Here is an 18,329-nt window from a genome sequence, read left to right on the forward strand (position 1 = left end):
CCACGGCATAATCGATCCGTTTTAGAGGAGACATTTCTCCACTGTGAAGAGTGTAAAGGAACGAAAATGCAGAAAAATTTATTAGCGATTACCTTGTTACTGAGCGGCAGCCTGGCCCTGTCAGGCTGTACTACCAATCCTTATACCGGCGAATCTCAGGCGGGTAAATCAGGCATGGGTGCTGGCCTCGGTGCACTGGTTGGCGCGGGCGTAGGCGTGCTTTCATCATCGAAGAAAGATCGTGGTAAAGGCGCGTTGATTGGCGCTGCGGGTGGCGCAGCCTTGGGCGGCGGTGTCGGTTATTACATGGATGTACAGGAAGCCAAACTGCGCGACAAGATGCGCGGTACGGGCGTCAGCGTGACGCGTCAGGGTGATAACATCATGCTTAACATGCCAAACAATGTCACCTTTGATTCCAACAGCAGCAGCCTGAAAGCGGCGGGAACCAATACGCTGTCTGGCGTGGCAATGGTCCTGAAAGAGTATCCAAAAACGGCTGTTAACGTAGTGGGTTATACCGACAGTACCGGCACGCGTGCGCTGAATATGCGTTTATCGCAGCAGCGCGCTGAAAGCGTAGCCAGCACGTTGATTGGACAGGGCGTCGCGAATAATCGTTTACGTACTCAAGGTGCGGGACCGGACAATCCTATCGCCAGCAACAGCACGGAAGATGGAAAAGCCCAGAACCGTCGTGTAGAGATTACGTTGACGCCGCTTGGTTAATTGTGTCGCCCTCTTAACCGGGGGCACACCGTTAATGTTCACCTCATTTTCCGACAACTTTGAGTAAAAAGTGCGCAATAAGTTCCAGTTAGGTGCCGATACATAGAGCCAGGTTAAACTTTATGCTAGCGTGATCAAAATCCGAACTGTGAGTAACGCATCATGTCGCTTAAAGCCATTGCTTCCCTATTAGGTCTTTCAGTGACAACCGTAAGCCGTGCTTTGAATGGTTACGAGGATGTGGCGCAGGAAACGCGTCAGCGCGTGGAAGAGGAAGCTCGCCGACGCGGCTATCGCCCTAATGCGGCGGCTCGTCATCTGAAAACAGGCCGGGCTAATGCGGTGGGTTTAGTGTATCCGGTCAGCGCGCCGCCATTGAGTGATGGCTTCTTCAGCGAGATATTACTGACGCTGGATCAGTGCCTTTCCCGCCATGAAATTGACTTACTCCTGCTCGCCAATAAGCCAAAAGAAAGCCAACCTACCTTAACGCGTATGCTGCGAAGCCGTGCGGTAGACGCCATTATCGTGACTCACACCACGCCGCAAGATCCGCGCTTACTGCAACTGCAACAAAAGGGCTTTAACTTTTTAGCCATGGGGCGCAGCGATTTACCACAAACCTATGCCTGGTTTGATGTGGATAACTACGCCGGTTCGCAGCTGGCGGTAAATCATTGCCTGAAAAATAATCTGCAACAGATTGCCTGGCTTGGCGGCAACGAACCCTGCACGTTTGTGCGCGACAGGCGTCAGGGTTATTTGGATGCTCTGGGCCAGATTCCACCGTTTGCTATGGCTGCGGTTGCGCCTTCGCGGCGATGCGGCTATCAGCAAACCTGCGCCTGGCTGGCGCAAGGCAAGCTGCCACAGGCCATCATTACCGATTGCAGTCCACTAGCGGAAGGCGCGGCGATGGCGCTCCAGCAAGCGGGCCGTTTGCAGGGCGACAATGCCGTCACGTTGATTGCCTGGGATGGTCTGCCGCGTGATGCGATTCTCGATCAGCCGATTATTGCTATCCGGCAGGCCTCGAACAATGAAATCGGTGAACGGGTCGCGGAGATGGTTTTATCTCTGCTTGATGGTGCGCCGTTAAACCAATTACAAACCCTTTGGCAGCCCTGGCTACAGTTGCAGGCCCACGCATAACGGTTTTTTGCGACCGGCTTCGGCTGTGCTAGTCTCTGCCTGATTCTTACTTAGCAGGGTATTTCATGAAAACCAGGCCGCCTCGCGCCACTATCAGCGATGTTGCTCACGCGGCACGAACCGGAAAAACCAGTGTTTCTCGCTATCTGAACGGTGAACAACATCTCCTTTCTGTGGATCTCAAGGCCCGCATTGAGCAGGCTATTGCTGACCTGAGCTACAGCCCAAGTCAGATGGCGCGCGGCCTAAAACGTGGCCGAACCCGGCTAATTGGTTTGATCATCGCCGATATCACCAATCCCTACTCTGTGGACGTGATGTGCGGCATTGAAGCGGCCTGTCGTGAATGTGGCTTCACCTTACTGATGTGTAATACCAATAACGAAGTGGATCTGGAGCAGCATTATTTGCAATTGCTCAGCAGTTATCAGGTGGAAGGCATTGTGGTCAACGCCGTTGGGATGCGTGAAGAAGTATTGAGTCGCCTGCAACAATCTTTGCTGCCGATGGTCCTGATTGACCGTAAAATTCCTGACTTTGCGTGTGATGTGGTTGGGCTGAATAATGCCGAAGCTGCTGAAACGGCGACGCGTCATTTGGTGGATAACGGTTATGACGCCTTGCTGTTTCTCAGCGAACCGCTAGGCAGCGTCAATACGCGTCGCGAGCGTTTGCAGGCATTTCGAAAAGTGCTCGCTGATTACCCGCATATACAGCATGAAAACGCTGAAGTGCCGCTGCATCAGCCCGCTGAAATGGATGCAGCCCTGAATGCTTTCTACCAGCGTCATGCGGGCAAGCGCAGTGCGGTGATGGCGGCTAACGGCGCGTTAACCCTGCAAGTCGCGCGTGCTCTGCAACGCATTAATCTGCGTTGGGGCGATGAGATTGGTCTACTCGGTTTTGATGAACTGGAATGGGCCGCTTTAGCGGGTGTCGGCATCACGACCTTGAAACAGCCGACCTGGCAGATTGGTTATGCAGCGCTGGAGCGCTTAATCGCCCGTATTCAAAGCAACGATCTGCCGATCGTTGAACAGGTTTTTCCCGGTGAACTGATTATCCGTGGTTCCAGCCAGCGTTTGCCCTAATTTTTAAGACTCTTTCCCGCCACGCCGTGCTCACTTCGTGAGCACGATCATAATTTCAAGTTTTGCTTCTTTGCTTTGGAACCGGTTCCATCTAACGTTTTTATATTCGTTACGGGAATGTCCCCGCAGGAGCAAAACATGAAAGCAGAAATCATCGTCGTTACCGCCGCCTATGGGCATCAGCAGATCGCCGCACTGGGTGGTCAGTTAGCCTTATTGCCGATCATTCAACAGGCTGGTGCAGACGGTGTTGAAATCCGCCGCGAACTGTTTGATGACGCCACGCTGGCTGACTTGCCTGCGCTGGCTAAAGCCATTGAGCAGCATCAGTTACGTACCAGCTATTCCGTACCCGATACGCTGTTTTGTGACGACGGCGGATTAAATCCTCAGCTGACGAACTACTTTGAAGAAGCGCAGCAGTTAAAGGCTCAGCGTTTGAAAATTGCATTGGGCAACTTCCAAACGCTGCCAACCGAGCAGCTGCGCGCACTTCTTGCCAGCAGCGATATCCAGCTGGCGGTAGAAAACGATCAAACTGAACAGGGCAAGCTGGCGCCGTCTCAGCGTTTTTTCGCTGCGGTCAGCGAAGCAGATTTACCCATTAGCATGACGTTCGATATGGCTAACTGGTGCTGGACACAAGAAAACGCCGAGCAAGCTGCCGCTGAGTTGGGTGCGTATGTCAGCTATATCCATGTTAAAGCGGCGGTCGCGCAAGGCGACAGCTTCCGCGCTATTGCGCTGGACGACGCGGATGAGAGCTGGCTAAACCTGTTGAAAAAGCTGCCAGAAAATGCACCGCGCGGTATTGAATTTCCGCTGGAAGGCAATGATTTGTTGACCGTCACACGTCATTACGTGGCGCTACTGCGCAACGTTTAAGGAGTAAACATGACAACGCATCAAACCGGCATGCTTGACGTTGTGACCATCGGCGAAGCGATGGCAATGTTCGTTGCGCGTGAGACCGGCGATCTGGCCGCTGCTGAAACGTTTGTAAAACGCGCGGCTGGCGCAGAACTTAACGTGGCAATCGGTCTGGCGCGTCTCGGCTTGAAGGTCGGCTGGGTAAGCCGTGTCGGTGATGACACCTTTGGTCGCTTCATCTGTCAGCAACTTGATAAAGAAGGCATCGATCATCAGCAGGTAGCCTGTGATAAACGCTATCCGACCGGCTTTCAGCTTAAGTCAAAAGTGGACGATGGTTCTGACCCGCTGGTGGAGTATTTTCGTAAAGGCTCGGCAGCCAGTCACCTTTCGGTGGAAGATTTTAATCACGACTATTTTGGCTCTGCGCGCCATCTGCATCTAAGCGGCGTGGCGGCGGCGATTTCTGACAGTTCATTAGCGCTGTTGAAACACACGGCAAAAGAGATGCGTGCACGCGGCAAAACGATCTCTTTCGATCCCAACCTGCGTCCCGTTTTATGGCGCAGCGAAAATGAAATGCGTAAGCAGCTTAACCATTTAGCGGAATATGCCGATTGGGTGCTGCCAGGTGAAAATGAAGGGCTGATTTTAACCGGCCATCGTCAACCGGAAGCTATCGCTGACTTCTACCTCGATAAAGGGGTGAAAGCGGTGGTGATCAAAACCGGCTGTGACGGCGCATGGTTTAAAACTGCGGAGGGCGAAAAAGGGCAGGTAGAAGCCATTTTGGTCGACAACGTGGTGGATACCGTCGGCGCTGGAGATGGTTTCGCGGTTGGCGTCATTAGCGCGCTGCTGGAAGGTAAAACGCTACCGCAGGCGATTCGCCGCGGTAACAAAATTGGTTCTTTGGCGATTCAGGTGATTGGCGACAGCGAAGGTTTGCCGACGCGTCAGCAATTGGGCGAATACTAACCTGCATCTCAATCGCTTTGACAGAGGGTTTTTCTATGAAAAAGCAGACAATTGCGCCTAAACGCTGGTGGTTCATCATGCCCATCGTGTTTATCACCTACAGTCTGGCGTACCTGGATCGTGCGAATTTTAGCTTTGCCTCTGCGGCAGGCATTAACGACGACCTGGGCATTACCAAAGGCATGTCGTCGCTACTTGGCGCGCTGTTCTTCCTCGGCTACTTCTTTTTCCAGATCCCCGGTGCCATTTACGCTGAACGCCGTAGCGTGAAAAAACTGATTTTTTGGTGCCTGATTTTGTGGGGCGGCTGCGCCTCGCTGACCGGGGTAGTAAGCAACATTCCGATGCTGGCGGCCATTCGCTTTATACTTGGCGTGGTGGAAGCCGCGGTTATGCCTGCAATGCTGATTTACATCAGCAACTGGTTTACCAAGTCAGAACGTTCGCGGGCAAACACCTTTCTGATTTTAGGTAATCCGGTCACGGTACTGTGGATGTCGGTGGTTTCCGGTTATCTGATTGAATCGTTCGGCTGGCGCGAGATGTTTATCTTTGAGGGAATTCCGGCGGTGATCTGGGCCGTTGCCTGGTGGTTCCTGGTGCAAGATAAGCCGGCGCAGGCGCGCTGGATGAGTGAAGCGGAAAAAGCGGCCTTACAGGCTGAATTACAGAAAGAGCAAGAGAATATCAAAGCGGTACGTAACTACGGCGAAGCCTTCCGTAACCGCAACGTGATCATCCTGTGTTTGCAATACTTCGCCTGGAGCATCGGCGTGTATGGTTTCGTGCTGTGGCTACCGTCGATTCTGCGTAACGGTACGCAAATGGGCATGGTTGAAGCAGGTTGGTTGTCGGCGGTACCGTATCTGGCAGCGACCATTGCGATGGTGGTGGTCTCCTGGGCTTCGGATAAGACACAAAACCGTAAGCTGTTTGTTTGGCCGCTGTTGTTGATTGGTGCGCTGGCTTTCCTCGGTTCATATCTGGTGGGTTCAGATAATTTCTGGCTCTCTTATGCGCTGTTAGTGATTGCGGGTGCTGCGATGTATGCCCCTTATGGTCCGTTCTTCGCCATTATCCCTGAAATGCTGCCTCGCAACGTATCGGGTGGCGCGATGGCGCTGATCAACAGCATGGGTGCACTCGGTTCCTTCCTGGGATCCTGGGTTGTCGGCTATCTTAATGGAGCGACCGGTAGCCCGTCAGCCTCCTACATTTTTATGGGCGGTGCCTTGTTGGTTTCAGTCTGGTTGACGTTAATCGTCAAACCAGCACAAAACAAAACGCCGCCGCTACATGGTGCGAAACACGCCTGAAAGCGTAAGCGCTAAGCGTATTTTTCCGGGCGACCTGTGTGTCGCCCGTCACTCATTTACAGGGAGCAATTGATGAAACCATCTGTGATTCTGTACAAAAGCCTGCCCGACGATTTGCGCGCCCGCCTCGACGAACACTGCGCGGTGACTGAAATCAACGATCTGTCGCCAGAAAGCCAACAGCAATATGCAGACGCCTTGCAACAGGCAGAAGGTTTACTGGGATCTGGCGGCAAAGTGAATGGTGACTTACTGGCGAAGATGCCAAAACTGCGTGTCTGCTCCAGCGTTTCGGTGGGATATGACAACTTTGATGTCGATGCGTTGAATCAGCGTCACGTGGTGCTGATGCACACGCCGACCGTACTGACCGAAACCGTTGCCGATACCATGATGGCGCTGGTATTAAGCAGCGCCCGCCGCGTCACCGAGCTGGATGCGTGGGTGAAGGCAGGTAAATGGCAGCAAAGCATTGGCCCGGATCTGTTTGGCATTGATGTACACCACAAAACACTGGGAATTCTCGGCATGGGCCGCATCGGCATGGCGCTGGCGCAGCGTGCGCATTTTGGTTTTGGTATGAAGGTGCTCTATAACGCTCGCCGCGAACATGAAGAAGCGCAAACACGCTTTGATGCCCAGCGCTGCGATCTGGAAACGCTGCTGAAAGAGAGTGATTTTGTCTGTATCAGCCTGCCGTTGACCGAGCAGACGCACCATATGATTGGCGCTGAACAGCTTAAATTAATGAAATCGAGCGCGGTGCTGATTAATGCCGGACGTGGCCCGGTGGTGGATGAGAATGCGCTGATTGCTGCGTTACAGAACGGGACGATCCACGCTGCTGGTCTGGACGTATTTGAGCAAGAACCGGTCTCGCCAGATTCGCCGCTGTTGAAACTGCCTAACGTCGTGACGCTGCCGCACATTGGTTCAGCCACCCACGAAACCCGCTACGGCATGATGCAGGATGCGGTGGAAAATTTGATCGCTGCACTGAGCGGCAACGTTGAGAAAAACTGCGTAAACCCGCAGGCGCTGAAGTAATCCGAGCGCCTTCCCATTGCGCCCGCCACTGGCGGGCGTTATGGTGGATCCCCCATTCGTTATTACAAATTTTTAACCGCTATGGCTTTTTCTCAATTCGGCGACAAATTTACACAAAATTCCGGTATCTCACGTTTGATGGAAGACATGGGCGCAGGCTTGCGCACGCCTGGCACCATCATGCTTGGCGGCGGTAATCCCGCGCAGATCCCGGCAATGAACGACTATTTTCAGCAACTGCTGCAACAGATGCACGATGAAGGCAAGCTGAGCGAAGCGCTCTGCAATTACGATGGCCCACGTGGTAAGGCTGTTTTGCTGGAAGCGCTGGCAGAACTGCTGCGCGAAAAGCTGGGCTGGCCCATCAGCGCAGAAAATATTGCGCTGACCAACGGCAGCCAAAGCGCTTTTTTCTATCTGTTTAATCTGTTCGCTGGACGTCGCGCCGATGGCAGCAAAAAGCGCGTGCTGTTCCCGCTGGCACCGGAATATCTCGGCTATGCTGATGCCGGGCTGGATGAAGGATTATTTGTCTCGGCGAAACCGAATATCGAACTGTTGCCAGCAGGCCAGTTTAAGTATCACGTCGATTTCGAACATCTCCCGATGAATGAGGATGTGGGACTGATTTGCGTCTCGCGTCCCACCAACCCAACCGGCAATGTTATTACCGACGAAGAGTTATTAAAGCTGGATGTACTGGCGCAGCAACATGATATTCCGCTGCTGATCGACAACGCTTATGGCGTGCCTTTTCCCGGCATTATCTTCAGCGATGCACGTCCGCTGTGGAATCCCAACATCATTCTCTGCATGAGTTTATCCAAGCTGGGTCTGCCGGGGGCGCGCTGCGGCATTATCATTGCCGACGAAAAAACCATCAGCGCGATTGGCAACATGAACGGCATTATTAGCCTGGCACCGGGCGGCATCGGCCCGGCCATTGCCTGTGAAATGATTCGTCGTGGCGATCTGCTGCGCGTGTCAGAAGAGGTGATCAAGCCGTTTTATCAGGATAAGGTTTCACAGACGATCACCATTATTCGTCGCTATTTATCGGAAGATCGCTGCCTGATCCATAAACCCGAAGGCGCGATTTTCCTCTGGCTTTGGTTCCGCGATTTGCCGATCAGCACGGAAACGCTTTATCAACGACTCAAAGCGCGTGGCGTACTGATGGTGCCAGGCCACTTCTTCTTCCCCGGGCTTGAACATGAATGGCCGCACACGCACCAGTGTATGCGTATGAACTATGTCCCGGATGCCAGCAATATCGAGCGTGCGATACAGATTCTGGCGGAAGAAGTAGAGGACGCCTGGCGCGACTAAACCTGCTTTTCGATCAACGATTGTTGGCACCATTGTGCCAGCTGACGAATGGCTTGCTCGACTTCGGCGTTCCAGCCGAAGCCGGCATTCAGCCGAAAGCAGTGATCGTAGCGGTCATCGGTGGCGAAAATATGCCCCGGCGCAATGCCAATGCCCGCATTGCGCGCTTTTAAAAACAGTGCTCGCACATTTAAGGCGTTAACCGGCATCTCTACCCACAAGACATAACCGCCTTCTGGCTCAGAAACGCGCGTGCCAACCGGAAACTCGCGTAGCACCGACTGACGCATTTTGCTGATTTGTGATGAAAGCTCACGTCGCAGCTTGCGCAGGTGCGCATCGTAGCCGCCGCTGCGCAGCAGTTCTGCAACCGCCGCCTGCGACAGCACTGACGTGCCCATGGTGGAGGTATATTTCAGCGAGGCAATTTTGCGCATGAAATTCACGCTGTGAACCCAGCCGATGCGGATCCCTGGCGCCACGGTTTTCGAGAAGCCGCTGCACAAAATGACATTCGGGCTAAAGGCCCGCATGGGAAAGGGCCGGCGTTCACCAAACGCGGTATCACCAAAAATATCATCCTCAATGATCACCACATCATTTTCGTCGGCCTGGCGCGCAATATACGCTTTCTGTTCGTTGGGAATGCTTTTTCCCAATGGGTTGTTGATGTTGCAGAGCGTAAGAAACGCTTTTACTGCTTTACGGCGAAACAGTCCCGTTAACTTTTCTACGTTAACGTAGCCTTCTGGCCCGGCTTCGACTTCAATCACTCGCAGATCAAGATTACGCAGCATCTGCAATAAGACGAAATAGCAGGGCGATTCCACCGCCACGATATCGCCGGGTTTGACGGTTGCACGCAGCGACAGTGAAATCGCTTCGATGCAGCCGTTGGTGATCAGAATATCATCCGTGTTGATGTTGCAGCCGTAATCGACCGCCCGACGGGCGATCTCGGTTTTCAGCGGCGCGTAGCCGGTGCCTTTTACCGTGTTACCCAACAGCGCCGGTTTGCTGTAACCCATCTGGCGCATCAGCAAGCCGATTTTCTTCACGGGATAGAGCGCGCTGTCACCGTTCGCCAAATCAAGGCGTACGCGGCAATCTGAGCCGACCATCGCCAGATGCAGCTCAGTTTGCTCATCCAGCGGGGCGACTTCACGCGGCTGCTCACCCAGCGTTACCCGTGAATGTTTCTCCAGCAGACGGGGTGCAACAAAAAAGCCCGACTTCGGGCGTGCTACCGCGTAATGCTCATCCTCCAGCGTGCGTAATGTTTTCAACGCCGTCGTCAGGCTGACATTATATTGCGTGGCCAGCGTGCGTACCGACGGTAAGCGGCTGTCTGGCAGCAGCGTGCCCGCATGAATAGCCTGCTTGATCTGTTCTGCTATCTGGCGGTAACGACTGCTTTGACTCTCCTGCTCCCCGATAACATCCGCCATCTGTTCCACCCCATATCGTGCTGATCTGTGCATATTCAACAGAGTACATTCAAAGTACTTTAGGCTGCATCTCTTAATTATTCATGATGCAAGACGGGTATTTCTCCGAGGCTGGCTTGCGTCTAACGCTCTCAATGACCGAGACATTTATTAGCTAACCACGCCGTGGCGTTTTCTAGTGGAATCAATTCTTTCCACGTCGTTCATGCGATTTTATTAGCCAAAGGAAAAAGTGAAAAATGAATAATTTGTCCACCATGATGAGGGAAATTGAAGCCTTTCTTTCGCCCGCAATCATCGACTCTGCTAATCGTTGCTCAACACGTTTACTTGCGGCTTTGCCGGACACACAACAGCTTGATAATAACCGCGTGCTGCTCGCCTACGGCGGCGGCAAAGACAGTAGCTATATGGTCGCCTACGTTCGATACATTCAAGGTCTTATCTGGCAGCAGCAGGGCAACACCTTTCGCCTACGCATTAGCACCAACCGCCATGCGGCGATGAGCGACAGCGTGATGGAAAATATCGATCGCGTTTATCAATCACTGGCTATTCCGGATGATGAATTCACCGAATGTCTGGTGGTCGATGGCTTACAGATTCGTCCGTTCGAGCGGCATTTGCCGATGCCGGACAGCGTCCGCCAGCAAAATCGCAACGATGTGCTGATGAACGGCCACCGCTTTCGCGCAGATGCGCGTTCCACTTTTTGCAATGCCTGCAACCTCAGCATGGTCAACTCCTTTGGGCTGGCAGCCGATTACAACGGCGGCGTTGATGTGATCATCACCGGCGATTCGCCACAGGAACAAACATCCTACGTTGCCTGGGCGCGCCACCTTTCTCGCCTGTTTGATGCGCCCGTTGCGGATAAAAGCCGTGGCTTTAGTGGCTTTCTACAAACGCTGGATGGTGTAGCCGACCGCTATTTTTCTGATATTTATGGTGCCGATCAGGTCACGCCCGCCCACCGTATTACGCATCAGTTGGCGCGCGATCCGCTGTTTTTCAACATCTATGAAGATACCGCTTATGAAGCGGGTGCGCATTGGGCACTGCTTAATGACTTTATGCGCTTTCGTTTTGACGACCTGATGTTCAGCTTCTCTGAATCGGACTGCGGCAATCCAACCTTAATGGCGCATATTCGCGGCCTGCGAGCCGAAACGCTGTTGCAAAGAAACTATGCCGAAGGCATTCGGGAATATGTGCGCTTTGCGCTTGGCTTGATGGTGCAAAAAGATTTTCCACCGCAGCTTATCGATGAGATGGCGGCGCGTTATCAGGATGATGCAGCCATTGAGCGCCAGCGCCAGCGTGCAGCCCAGTTCGCTGAACAGGCGTTCGATTTAGATGAAACACAGCTGGTTTGCATGATTTATTCCCCGTTCATTGAGGAAGGAAAACAGCTCAACAGCTGGCTGACACAGCAAAATATTGCGCTGGATGAAACGGCGATTCGCGATTTTCTTAGCCAGCGCAGTGACGATATGACGCTGGCTCACTCGTTATCCCAGCTTTCCGGTATGACGATGGCACAAATGCGTCATTGTTGGCAGAGCAAACAGGTCAGTTCGTTGCTGGACGGCAAAAGTGCCGATCCGCTGTCGCGCGTGCTGCGTTTTGATCCGCATAAAGCGGTGATACAGGTCAATAACGGCGTGCTTCAGGACACCGTGACCGAAGTGATCTCCGGGCGCTAATCCCGGTAAGGCAGAGCGATGAGAAAGATTTTCCTGCAGATTGGTGCCACCCGCGACGGACAAAATCCTTATTGCGACGTCGCGAAGCGCGAAGGTTATTTTACCGTGCTGGCAGAGATGGGCGATTTTGTTGATTACCAGTCGCTTAGCTTGTCACTGCCGTTCGATCTGATTTTACGTCTCGATCGGCCCGAAAACCCGTGGGATGTGATGCAGGCTTATATGCGCGCCGGGATGTTGGAACACCCGCACGTGGTGCTGGCCGGGTTTGAAGCCTACAACACCAGCGCCGGTCGGGTGCGCGAAATGCTGGCTGGCCCCGATGCGCCCGCAGCCTTTATTCCGTTGGATAAATATGCGCAGCGCATGGCGTTAAAAAAAGCCTGGTCACGCTTTCCACAGCCGGAATTTCGTTTCTTCGCTTCGCCACTCAGCATTCTTGATGCGCAGGATGCGCTGCTTTACCCCTGTGTGATCAAGCCTGTAGATGGTGGCGGGGGTTTAGGCATTTGGTTAATCGAAGAGGAAAGCCAACTCGCGGCGGTGGTAAACAAACTGGTGGAAACCATGAATTACGGCGGTCGCGGCTTTACCGGTTTTATTGTCGAAAGCTGGCTGCCGGGCGATGAATATTCACTGCAAGGTGTGGTGCATGAAGGTCATCCGCAAGCGCTGACCTGCTGCCAAAAGGTGATTGAGCAGCATCGTGATGCTGAAGGTTGCGTCAGTTTCTACGAGTCGGGCCATGTTGCCGCATCCGCCGAACACTTACCGCCTTCGTTTTCCAGCCTGATGAAATTCTGCTGTGAAACCTTTGATTACCGGCAAGGCGCATTTCATATCGATTTCATCGTAGTGGATGGCGTGCCACATTTTTTGGAAATGGGCTTTCGCCTTTCCGGCATGGGTGTGGTGAATTTGGTGCAGGAAGTCACCGGCATTAACTGGGCCGAGATCGCTTTTCAAATTGAAGCCGGTAAGCCGATGCCTGCGCTGGAATTTGCGCCACCTCATGCCGTAGGTCAGCTGCGCTTGCGGCAAAGTAAACAGCTGCAGACAGCAGAAACCTGGATCGCGCAGCATCAACAGGGCGTATTGATGCCGCCACTTAATCTGCCCGCGTTGCAGGTCTCGCAGCGATCGTCGCTGTATGCTGATTTAACCCGCCACGCCGGTATTCTCGCCACCTTCCGCCTGACAACCGGCGGGCGTGACGACATTTTGGCGATATTTAATCAGATCATTACCTCGCAAACAGCCAGCATAGGGAGAAATTTATTATGTGCAGGATGATTCTGGCGCACGGCCAGTTTGACCCCGCTACTGTACTGGAAGCTGCGCGTGCTATGAGTTGTGGCGAAAGCGCCGAACACGACGGGCCGATAAAAGCACATCCCAACGGGTGGGGCTGTTTGTGGCTGGAAGAGGGGCAGATTCGTACTTTGCACGGCACCGATACCTTTGCCGAAGCGCTGCCGGGTATTGATATTGATCGACTACGCGGGCGTTTTTTAGCGGTACATGTACGCCATGCAACGTTGACCAAAAATCACGGACTGGAATTTTCACATCCGCTGTGGCGCAACAGTGCTGGCAACCATTGGTACATGATGCACAACGGGTTTTTGCCCACGGTTTACCGCCATCTTGGCTTAACGGAGTCGCGTTTTGACTCGGCAGAATATTTGCAATATTTGGTTGATAAGGTCACACCAGCCGATTTCAACCGCGATTACCTGCGCAGCAAAATGGCACAAGTCGCGCCGGGCGGCAGCGCAGGCAATGCCTTTGTCGTCACCCGGGAAAAAGCCTGGGCGTGGCAATGGTATCCAGAAGACACACCCTATCCTGACTATTTTACGATGCATTACCGTCAACAGGACGGCTGCACATTTATCTCTTCAGAACCTGTTTCAACACTGGGCAGTGCCGACACCTGGCGGCGCATGAGCAATCATGAACTTCATGAGATTCCTTTGTGGGAGTAAACAACATGGCCATTTTTAATCAGATCCGCGTCATCAATCCCAACATGTTCGTTGAAACGACCTGGCTGGATGACATCGTTACTGCGCGTGTGCCTTTGCTGGTGCTGCGTAATTTCATCACGCCAGAAGTGCGCGAAGCGGTGGTCGATGATTTGCAATCGTGTCGCGAAAAGATCCGCGTCTCCCACTATCCCAACGGGGCACTCACGACGCTGGGACCGTATCTGGCAAAACATACTGCTGCGCCGGATAACTACTTTACCGAGCTGCGCGATATTCAGCCGTCGCTGCCGCCGTCACTGAGTTGCTTGCGCACGCAGATTTACAACTGGGTGCAACATACGCTCAAGCTCGACAGTTTGCGGATTGCGCATGAACCAGGAAAGGGTGATTACGCGGGTTCCATCGTGCGCTTTCATGCCAATGGTGTCGCGAATCCGCTGCATAACGACAACATCGTACGCGATGCCGCAGAGACTGATCTGGTGGTAACTCAGATTCTGCATCAGCTGAGTTGTGTGGTGTGCCTTCAGGAATCAAATGCCGGCGGGACGCTGCGTATCTACAACAAGAAGTGGTCACCGGAAGATGAGCGTTTCAAAACCGCTGGAGAGCTGGGCTATCAAAGTGGCGTGACGGACAGCAGCGAAACCTGTGAATTTTCGCCGCGCAGTGGAGATATCTACCTGTTTAATCCGGCGTTTTACCATGAAATCGATCGCGTCGAAGGCGATACCCGCATCACCATGGGTTTCTTCTTTGGTCTGACTGACAAAAAAATGAAGCATGCCATTGCCTGGAGTTAATTCAGGGGCCCGTCAATGAGGAAAACGGAATGACAGTATTTGAAAAAATCACAGCATTACTGGATGAGCATCAGGCGGATTACCGTGTGGTAGAGCATGACGCGATCGGTCAGACCGATGTCATCAGCGAGATTCGTGGTAACGCGTTGAACCAGGCAGCAAAAGCGATGGTATTGGAAGTCACCATGCCGGAAGGCGCGGATTCGCGCTACCTGTTAGCGATTGTGCCGGGCGACTGCAAGATCAACTTTAAAAGCGCGGCGCGGGCGATTGGCGGCAAGAAGTCGAGCTTCGCTACGCCAGAGATGGCGCAGGCGCTGACCCAGTGCGTAATGGGGGCGGTGCCGCCGTTTAGTTTTGATGACCGATTGGCGCTGCGCGTGGACGCGCGGCTACAGGAGGTGGGCACGTTGTGGTTTAACGCCGGTGCATTGGAAAAATCGATCGCGTTGGCGGTAGCAGACTATTTTCATATTGTGGGTGAACACTGCTGTGCAGAGATTGCCACGCCGATGGCGATCACCGCCTGACGGCAGCAGAAGGAGGACGTGATGTCCGTAAAAGATATGCTGTTAGCACTTTGCGTGGTGGTGGCGTGGGGCGTGAACTTTGTGGTGATTAAACTGGGGCTGCAGGGAATGCCGCCTTTCTTACTGGCAGGGTTACGTTTTGCCTTGGTCGCATTTCCAGCGATTTTCTTTGTGCGTCGTCCGGCGATCCCGCTGCGCTGGCTGGTGGTGTATGGCATCACCATCAGTTTTGGTCAATTTGCGTTTTTGTTTTTGGCGATCAAGTTGGGCATGCCGGCTGGCCTGGCGTCGCTGGTCTTGCAGGCGCAAGCCTTCTTCACCATTCTGCTCGGCGCATTGCTGTTAGCCGAGAAACTGCGCTGGAATCACATCGCCGGGATTATCATCGCTACGCTGGGCATGTTTATGTTGGCGACTGCAGGTATGAAGGGGCAAGCCACCGCAGGCATTACGTTAACCACCATGATGCTGACGCTGGCCGCCGCGCTGTCGTGGGGTTTGGGGAACATTACCAACAAAATCATTATGCGTAACCGCAAGGTGCCGATCATGTCGCTGGTGATCTGGAGCGCGCTGGTGCCGATCGGACCGTTTTTTGCCTGCGCGTTTCTGTTTGAAGGTAAAGAGGCAATTGTTTTCAGTCTGCTGCATATCACCTTGCAAACTGTGCTGGCGCTGATTTATCTGGCTTTCGTCGCCACCATTGTCGGTTATGCGATTTGGGGCAATTTGCTCAGCCGTTATGAAACCTGGCGTGTCGCACCCCTTTCGCTGTTGGTGCCGGTGGTGGGTATATTGAGCGCGGCGCTGTTTCTCAATGAAACCCTCTCTGCACAGCAAATGCTGGGCGCTTCGGTGATCATCATTGGGCTGTTGGTGAATGTGTTTGGCGGTATGGTGACGCAACGATTTCTGATGCGTACACAGCCTTAAGCAATAAAAAAACGCCGCATCGCTGCGGCGTTTATCTCATCGACTTTCTGTACCTGCGTAACGTCGCGTAAACGTGCGGCAGGGATTATTATTTCAGAATTTCAATGCGGCGTGGTTTCGCCTCTTCTGGAACGATGCGCTCCAAATCAATGCTTAACAGGCCATTTTCAAGCCGTGCATCGCGCACGACGATGTGATCAGCCAGTTGAAATTTACGTTCAAAATTACGCTCGGCGATGCCTTGATAGAGATATTTACGCTCGACCTGCTCTTCAGGATGCGCACCGCGCACAATCAGCATATTGTCTTGTGAAGTAATATCCAGTTCGCTTTGTGCAAAGCCCGCGACCGCAATAGTGATGCGATAGTGATTTTCATCCACCAGTTCAACGTTGTACGGAGGATAACCGCCGTTGCTCTGGTTTTGGTTTGATTCGAGCAAGTTAAACAGGCGATCAAAACCGATAGAGGTGCGATAAAGTGGAGAGAGATCAAAATTCCGCATAATAAGACTCCTGAAATTCAGCAAGTTTTGGCAACCTTCCACTATTGGACAGGTTGTTCGGTCTTCGGCGTCCCTTTCGGCGACACCCTGCATGACCGTGATATAAAAATGGGTGCCAGCCAGCGACTTTCAAGGCCCCAAAAGCAATTTTTTTCGCCAATCTGGTGAAATGACATACACTCAGGGATACCTTTGTCTGACCAAGGCGGACTTCACCGTAGAGTGATGACGTAGTCAGGCGAGCCAACTCAGTCAGGCGAATATCACGACTGAAGGGATGATGGAAATGAAAATAATGAAAACCTTACCGCTGGCAGGCATTGTCTGCTGCGCTATGGCGACAACAGGCTGTTCCAGCGTGATGTCACACACTGGCGCAAGCCAGGGTTATTATCCCGGCACGCGCGCCAGCGCTGATATGTTAGTGGATGACAACACCAGCTGGGCATTGAAGCCGCTGGCATTGGTTGACCTGCCGTTCTCAGCAGTAATGGATACGCTACTGCTGCCGTGGGATTATTATCGCAGCGACCACGATCAATCCCTCGATTCCCCACGTGCTCGCGTTTTGCGGAGCGAAAAGCTGGCACATACGCAAGAGAATCTGGCTCAGGCACAGCCGATGCCAACTATTCAGCCGCAACCTTAAACAGCTGACGCCAACCATTCACTTCACGCATATAAGCGATCTGTTTTCCGTCAGGTGACCACACAACGGCGTCGCCGGACGGCGCTTCATCGCTTTGAACGGTTAACCGCTGGCAATCACCGCTCGACACGTCGCAGCGCATCACACTGTTATCACATACAAATGCAATCGCCTTGCCCTCGGGGTGCCAGCTGAACGCTGACTGAATGCTGCTCGCCAGTTGGGTGATCTGCCGTGGCTCGCCACCGTTAGGCGAAACGCTCCATAACTGGATTACGCCTTGTCGATCTGCTTTTAAAAACGCGATGGCGCTGCCATCGGATGACGCACGCAACCAATGGCGTGGCTGCTGCGCCAAACCGCTAAAGGTGACGCGGCGCTGCGTGACGCCAGCGGGCGGTGCAGGCAAACAATCATTGCGGCCTTCCAGCGGTGTATCGCCAGCGCGGGCGTAATCCTCAAGCGCATCGGGTAGATCAACCACAAAAATGTCCGGCTGTTTATCCCCTTGCGGCGAGAGCGTGTCGCCAATAAAGGCGATCGCCCACCGTTGTTGGCGGCCATCCGGCTTTATATAGCCTTGATTGCCAATCCAGCACTCTTCGTAGGCACGATTAATGTCATCGCTGCCCGGTTTGGGCTGCGCCGTGGTGGCGCTCACCAACACACAGAAATGGCTGCCATCATATTCACGTGGATGTTGTTTAGGTGGCGTGACCGCATGCAATGGCACAGCAATGCCGACATTGCGCAGATCCTGGCGCGTATCCCATTCATGCATCACATGGTCGTTATAGGTAAAGCTAAGGCGCGAGCCATCTGGGCTGAAAACGTGAACGTGAGAGCCGCCACGCAGCGCGCCGGCCGTAAACGGCGGCGTAATATCGCAGGCATCAAGATTCTGCGCTTCACCGTTTTGCACAATGACGCCGCGGCGATGGTGAAAATCGTAATGCCAGCTTTCGTCAGGATGTTCCGGGCCGTGAATGCAGACGTAGCGGGGCGGCAAATCTGGACTGACGGTGACAACGCCAACATGCGCCCCCTCTTTTGCCTGATACACCACCTCGACATCGCCACTTTCTACATTGACACGCTCAAGGGTTTCACCGGTAAATGACGCGCCTGAAGGACGTACATCAAAGGCCAGCCATTGGCTGTCTGCGGTCCAGACGTTGATATTAGTGAGTTGGTGATGACGTGAAGCAAAGGTAAGTTGTTTTTCGCGCATGAGGGCAACCTGATCAGAGAG

18 protein-coding genes are annotated in these 18,329 nt (G+C 53.4%); 15 read left to right on the plus strand and 3 right to left on the minus strand.

The window, feature by feature from the left end; translation table 11 throughout:
- Positions 1-66: 66 nt before the first annotated feature.
- From SC127_RS01355 to SC127_RS01390, 8 genes are all read left to right on the plus strand, one after another.
- Positions 67-729, plus strand: a complete 663-nt coding sequence (locus SC127_RS01355; RefSeq protein ID WP_215848084.1) for an OmpA family lipoprotein — start codon at positions 67-69, stop codon at positions 727-729.
- Positions 730-891: 162 nt separating this feature from the next.
- Positions 892-1,881, plus strand: coding sequence for a LacI family DNA-binding transcriptional regulator (locus SC127_RS01360; RefSeq protein WP_332624916.1), 990 nt, complete (start codon positions 892-894; stop codon positions 1,879-1,881).
- Positions 1,882-1,946: 65 nt separating this feature from the next.
- Positions 1,947-2,972 carry a LacI family DNA-binding transcriptional regulator gene (locus SC127_RS01365; RefSeq protein WP_215848082.1) on the plus strand — a complete coding sequence of 342 codons (1,026 nt, stop codon included), beginning with the start codon at positions 1,947-1,949 and terminating at the stop codon, positions 2,970-2,972.
- Between the two features lie 138 nt (positions 2,973-3,110).
- Positions 3,111-3,857, plus strand: coding sequence for a sugar phosphate isomerase/epimerase family protein (locus SC127_RS01370; protein ID WP_332624917.1), 747 nt, complete (start codon positions 3,111-3,113; stop codon positions 3,855-3,857).
- A 9-nt stretch (positions 3,858-3,866) separates the two neighbouring features.
- On the plus strand, positions 3,867-4,820 hold the full coding sequence (locus tag SC127_RS01375) for a sugar kinase (protein ID WP_215848081.1): 954 nt from the start codon (positions 3,867-3,869) through the stop codon (positions 4,818-4,820).
- 35 nt (positions 4,821-4,855) lie between these two features.
- Entirely contained in the window at positions 4,856-6,136 is a 1,281-nt protein-coding gene (locus SC127_RS01380) for an MFS transporter (RefSeq protein WP_243079800.1), read from the plus strand.
- Between the two features lie 72 nt (positions 6,137-6,208).
- Positions 6,209-7,183 (plus strand): glyoxylate/hydroxypyruvate reductase GhrB, encoded by a 975-nt coding sequence (gene ghrB / locus SC127_RS01385; protein ID WP_243079799.1) that lies wholly within the window; start codon positions 6,209-6,211, stop codon positions 7,181-7,183.
- A gap of 81 nt (positions 7,184-7,264) precedes the next feature.
- Positions 7,265-8,512, plus strand: coding sequence for a valine--pyruvate transaminase (locus SC127_RS01390; protein ID WP_243079798.1), 1,248 nt, complete (start codon positions 7,265-7,267; stop codon positions 8,510-8,512).
- Here the strand turns inward: SC127_RS01390 and SC127_RS01395 are convergent.
- On the minus strand, positions 8,509-9,960 hold the full coding sequence (locus SC127_RS01395) for an aminotransferase-like domain-containing protein (RefSeq protein ID WP_243079797.1): 1,452 nt from the start codon (positions 9,958-9,960) through the stop codon (positions 8,509-8,511). The two genes, SC127_RS01390 and SC127_RS01395, sit on opposite strands and share 4 nt — an antisense overlap.
- A 239-nt stretch (positions 9,961-10,199) precedes the next feature.
- On the opposite strand from SC127_RS01395, the gene SC127_RS01400 reads away from it, so the two are divergent.
- From SC127_RS01400 to SC127_RS01425, 6 genes are read left to right on the plus strand one after another with little or no spacing between them, the layout of a single operon-like run.
- Entirely contained in the window at positions 10,200-11,666 is a 1,467-nt protein-coding gene (locus tag SC127_RS01400) for a hypothetical protein (protein WP_332624918.1), read from the plus strand.
- An 18-nt stretch (positions 11,667-11,684) separates the two neighbouring features.
- Positions 11,685-12,959, plus strand: coding sequence for an ATP-grasp domain-containing protein (locus tag SC127_RS01405; RefSeq protein ID WP_243079795.1), 1,275 nt, complete (start codon positions 11,685-11,687; stop codon positions 12,957-12,959).
- Complete coding sequence (locus tag SC127_RS01410) at positions 12,947-13,654, plus strand: class II glutamine amidotransferase (RefSeq protein ID WP_215848078.1); 708 nt, start codon at positions 12,947-12,949, stop codon at positions 13,652-13,654. Before SC127_RS01405 ends, SC127_RS01410 begins: the two co-directional genes overlap by 13 nt.
- 5 nt (positions 13,655-13,659) lie before the next feature.
- On the plus strand, positions 13,660-14,460 hold the full coding sequence (locus SC127_RS01415) for a 2OG-Fe(II)-dependent halogenase WelO5 family protein (RefSeq protein WP_332624919.1): 801 nt from the start codon (positions 13,660-13,662) through the stop codon (positions 14,458-14,460).
- Between the two features lie 29 nt (positions 14,461-14,489).
- Positions 14,490-14,990 carry a YbaK/EbsC family protein gene (locus SC127_RS01420; protein WP_243079793.1) on the plus strand — a complete coding sequence of 167 codons (501 nt, stop codon included), beginning with the start codon at positions 14,490-14,492 and terminating at the stop codon, positions 14,988-14,990.
- 21 nt (positions 14,991-15,011) lie between these two features.
- Complete coding sequence (locus SC127_RS01425) at positions 15,012-15,923, plus strand: EamA family transporter (RefSeq protein WP_332624920.1); 912 nt, start codon at positions 15,012-15,014, stop codon at positions 15,921-15,923.
- Positions 15,924-16,011: 88 nt separating this feature from the next.
- On the opposite strand, the gene ibpA is transcribed toward SC127_RS01425, so the two are convergent.
- Positions 16,012-16,428 carry a small heat shock chaperone IbpA gene (ibpA, locus tag SC127_RS01430; RefSeq protein ID WP_215848074.1) on the minus strand — a complete coding sequence of 139 codons (417 nt, stop codon included), beginning with the start codon at positions 16,426-16,428 and terminating at the stop codon, positions 16,012-16,014.
- A 286-nt stretch (positions 16,429-16,714) separates the two neighbouring features.
- Between ibpA and SC127_RS01435 the strand changes: the two genes are divergently transcribed.
- Positions 16,715-17,077 (plus strand): YceK/YidQ family lipoprotein, encoded by a 363-nt coding sequence (locus SC127_RS01435; RefSeq protein ID WP_215848073.1) that lies wholly within the window; start codon positions 16,715-16,717, stop codon positions 17,075-17,077.
- Here SC127_RS01435 and SC127_RS01440 read toward each other — a convergent pair.
- Entirely contained in the window at positions 17,058-18,308 is a 1,251-nt protein-coding gene (locus tag SC127_RS01440; RefSeq protein ID WP_332624921.1) for a DUF3748 domain-containing protein, read from the minus strand. The two genes, SC127_RS01435 and SC127_RS01440, sit on opposite strands and share 20 nt — an antisense overlap.
- Between the last annotated feature and the right edge of the window lie 21 nt (positions 18,309-18,329).

The organism is Pantoea sp. T14 (genome assembly GCF_036663535.1).
Classification (GTDB): Bacteria; Pseudomonadota; Gammaproteobacteria; order Enterobacterales; family Enterobacteriaceae; genus Pantoea; species Pantoea phytostimulans.

Bases quoted from the DNA above. Each gene is read 5' to 3' on its own strand.
- SC127_RS01355 (WP_215848084.1), top strand. From the start codon at position 67: ATGCAGAAAAATTTATTAGCGATTACCTTGTTACTGAGCGGCAGCCTG.
- SC127_RS01360 (WP_332624916.1), top strand. From the start codon at position 892: ATGTCGCTTAAAGCCATTGCTTCCCTATTAGGTCTTTCAGTGACAACC.
- SC127_RS01365 (WP_215848082.1), top strand. From the start codon at position 1,947: ATGAAAACCAGGCCGCCTCGCGCCACTATCAGCGATGTTGCTCACGCG.
- SC127_RS01370 (WP_332624917.1), top strand. From the start codon at position 3,111: ATGAAAGCAGAAATCATCGTCGTTACCGCCGCCTATGGGCATCAGCAG.
- SC127_RS01375 (WP_215848081.1), top strand. From the start codon at position 3,867: ATGACAACGCATCAAACCGGCATGCTTGACGTTGTGACCATCGGCGAA.
- SC127_RS01380 (WP_243079800.1), top strand. From the start codon at position 4,856: ATGAAAAAGCAGACAATTGCGCCTAAACGCTGGTGGTTCATCATGCCC.
- ghrB (WP_243079799.1), top strand. From the start codon at position 6,209: ATGAAACCATCTGTGATTCTGTACAAAAGCCTGCCCGACGATTTGCGC.
- SC127_RS01390 (WP_243079798.1), top strand. From the start codon at position 7,265: ATGGCTTTTTCTCAATTCGGCGACAAATTTACACAAAATTCCGGTATC.
- SC127_RS01395 (WP_243079797.1), bottom strand. From the start codon at position 9,960: ATGGCGGATGTTATCGGGGAGCAGGAGAGTCAAAGCAGTCGTTACCGC.
- SC127_RS01400 (WP_332624918.1), top strand. From the start codon at position 10,200: ATGAATAATTTGTCCACCATGATGAGGGAAATTGAAGCCTTTCTTTCG.
- SC127_RS01405 (WP_243079795.1), top strand. From the start codon at position 11,685: ATGAGAAAGATTTTCCTGCAGATTGGTGCCACCCGCGACGGACAAAAT.
- SC127_RS01410 (WP_215848078.1), top strand. From the start codon at position 12,947: ATGTGCAGGATGATTCTGGCGCACGGCCAGTTTGACCCCGCTACTGTA.
- SC127_RS01415 (WP_332624919.1), top strand. From the start codon at position 13,660: ATGGCCATTTTTAATCAGATCCGCGTCATCAATCCCAACATGTTCGTT.
- SC127_RS01420 (WP_243079793.1), top strand. From the start codon at position 14,490: ATGACAGTATTTGAAAAAATCACAGCATTACTGGATGAGCATCAGGCG.
- SC127_RS01425 (WP_332624920.1), top strand. From the start codon at position 15,012: ATGTCCGTAAAAGATATGCTGTTAGCACTTTGCGTGGTGGTGGCGTGG.
- ibpA (WP_215848074.1), bottom strand. From the start codon at position 16,428: ATGCGGAATTTTGATCTCTCTCCACTTTATCGCACCTCTATCGGTTTT.
- SC127_RS01435 (WP_215848073.1), top strand. From the start codon at position 16,715: ATGAAAATAATGAAAACCTTACCGCTGGCAGGCATTGTCTGCTGCGCT.
- SC127_RS01440 (WP_332624921.1), bottom strand. From the start codon at position 18,308: ATGCGCGAAAAACAACTTACCTTTGCTTCACGTCATCACCAACTCACT.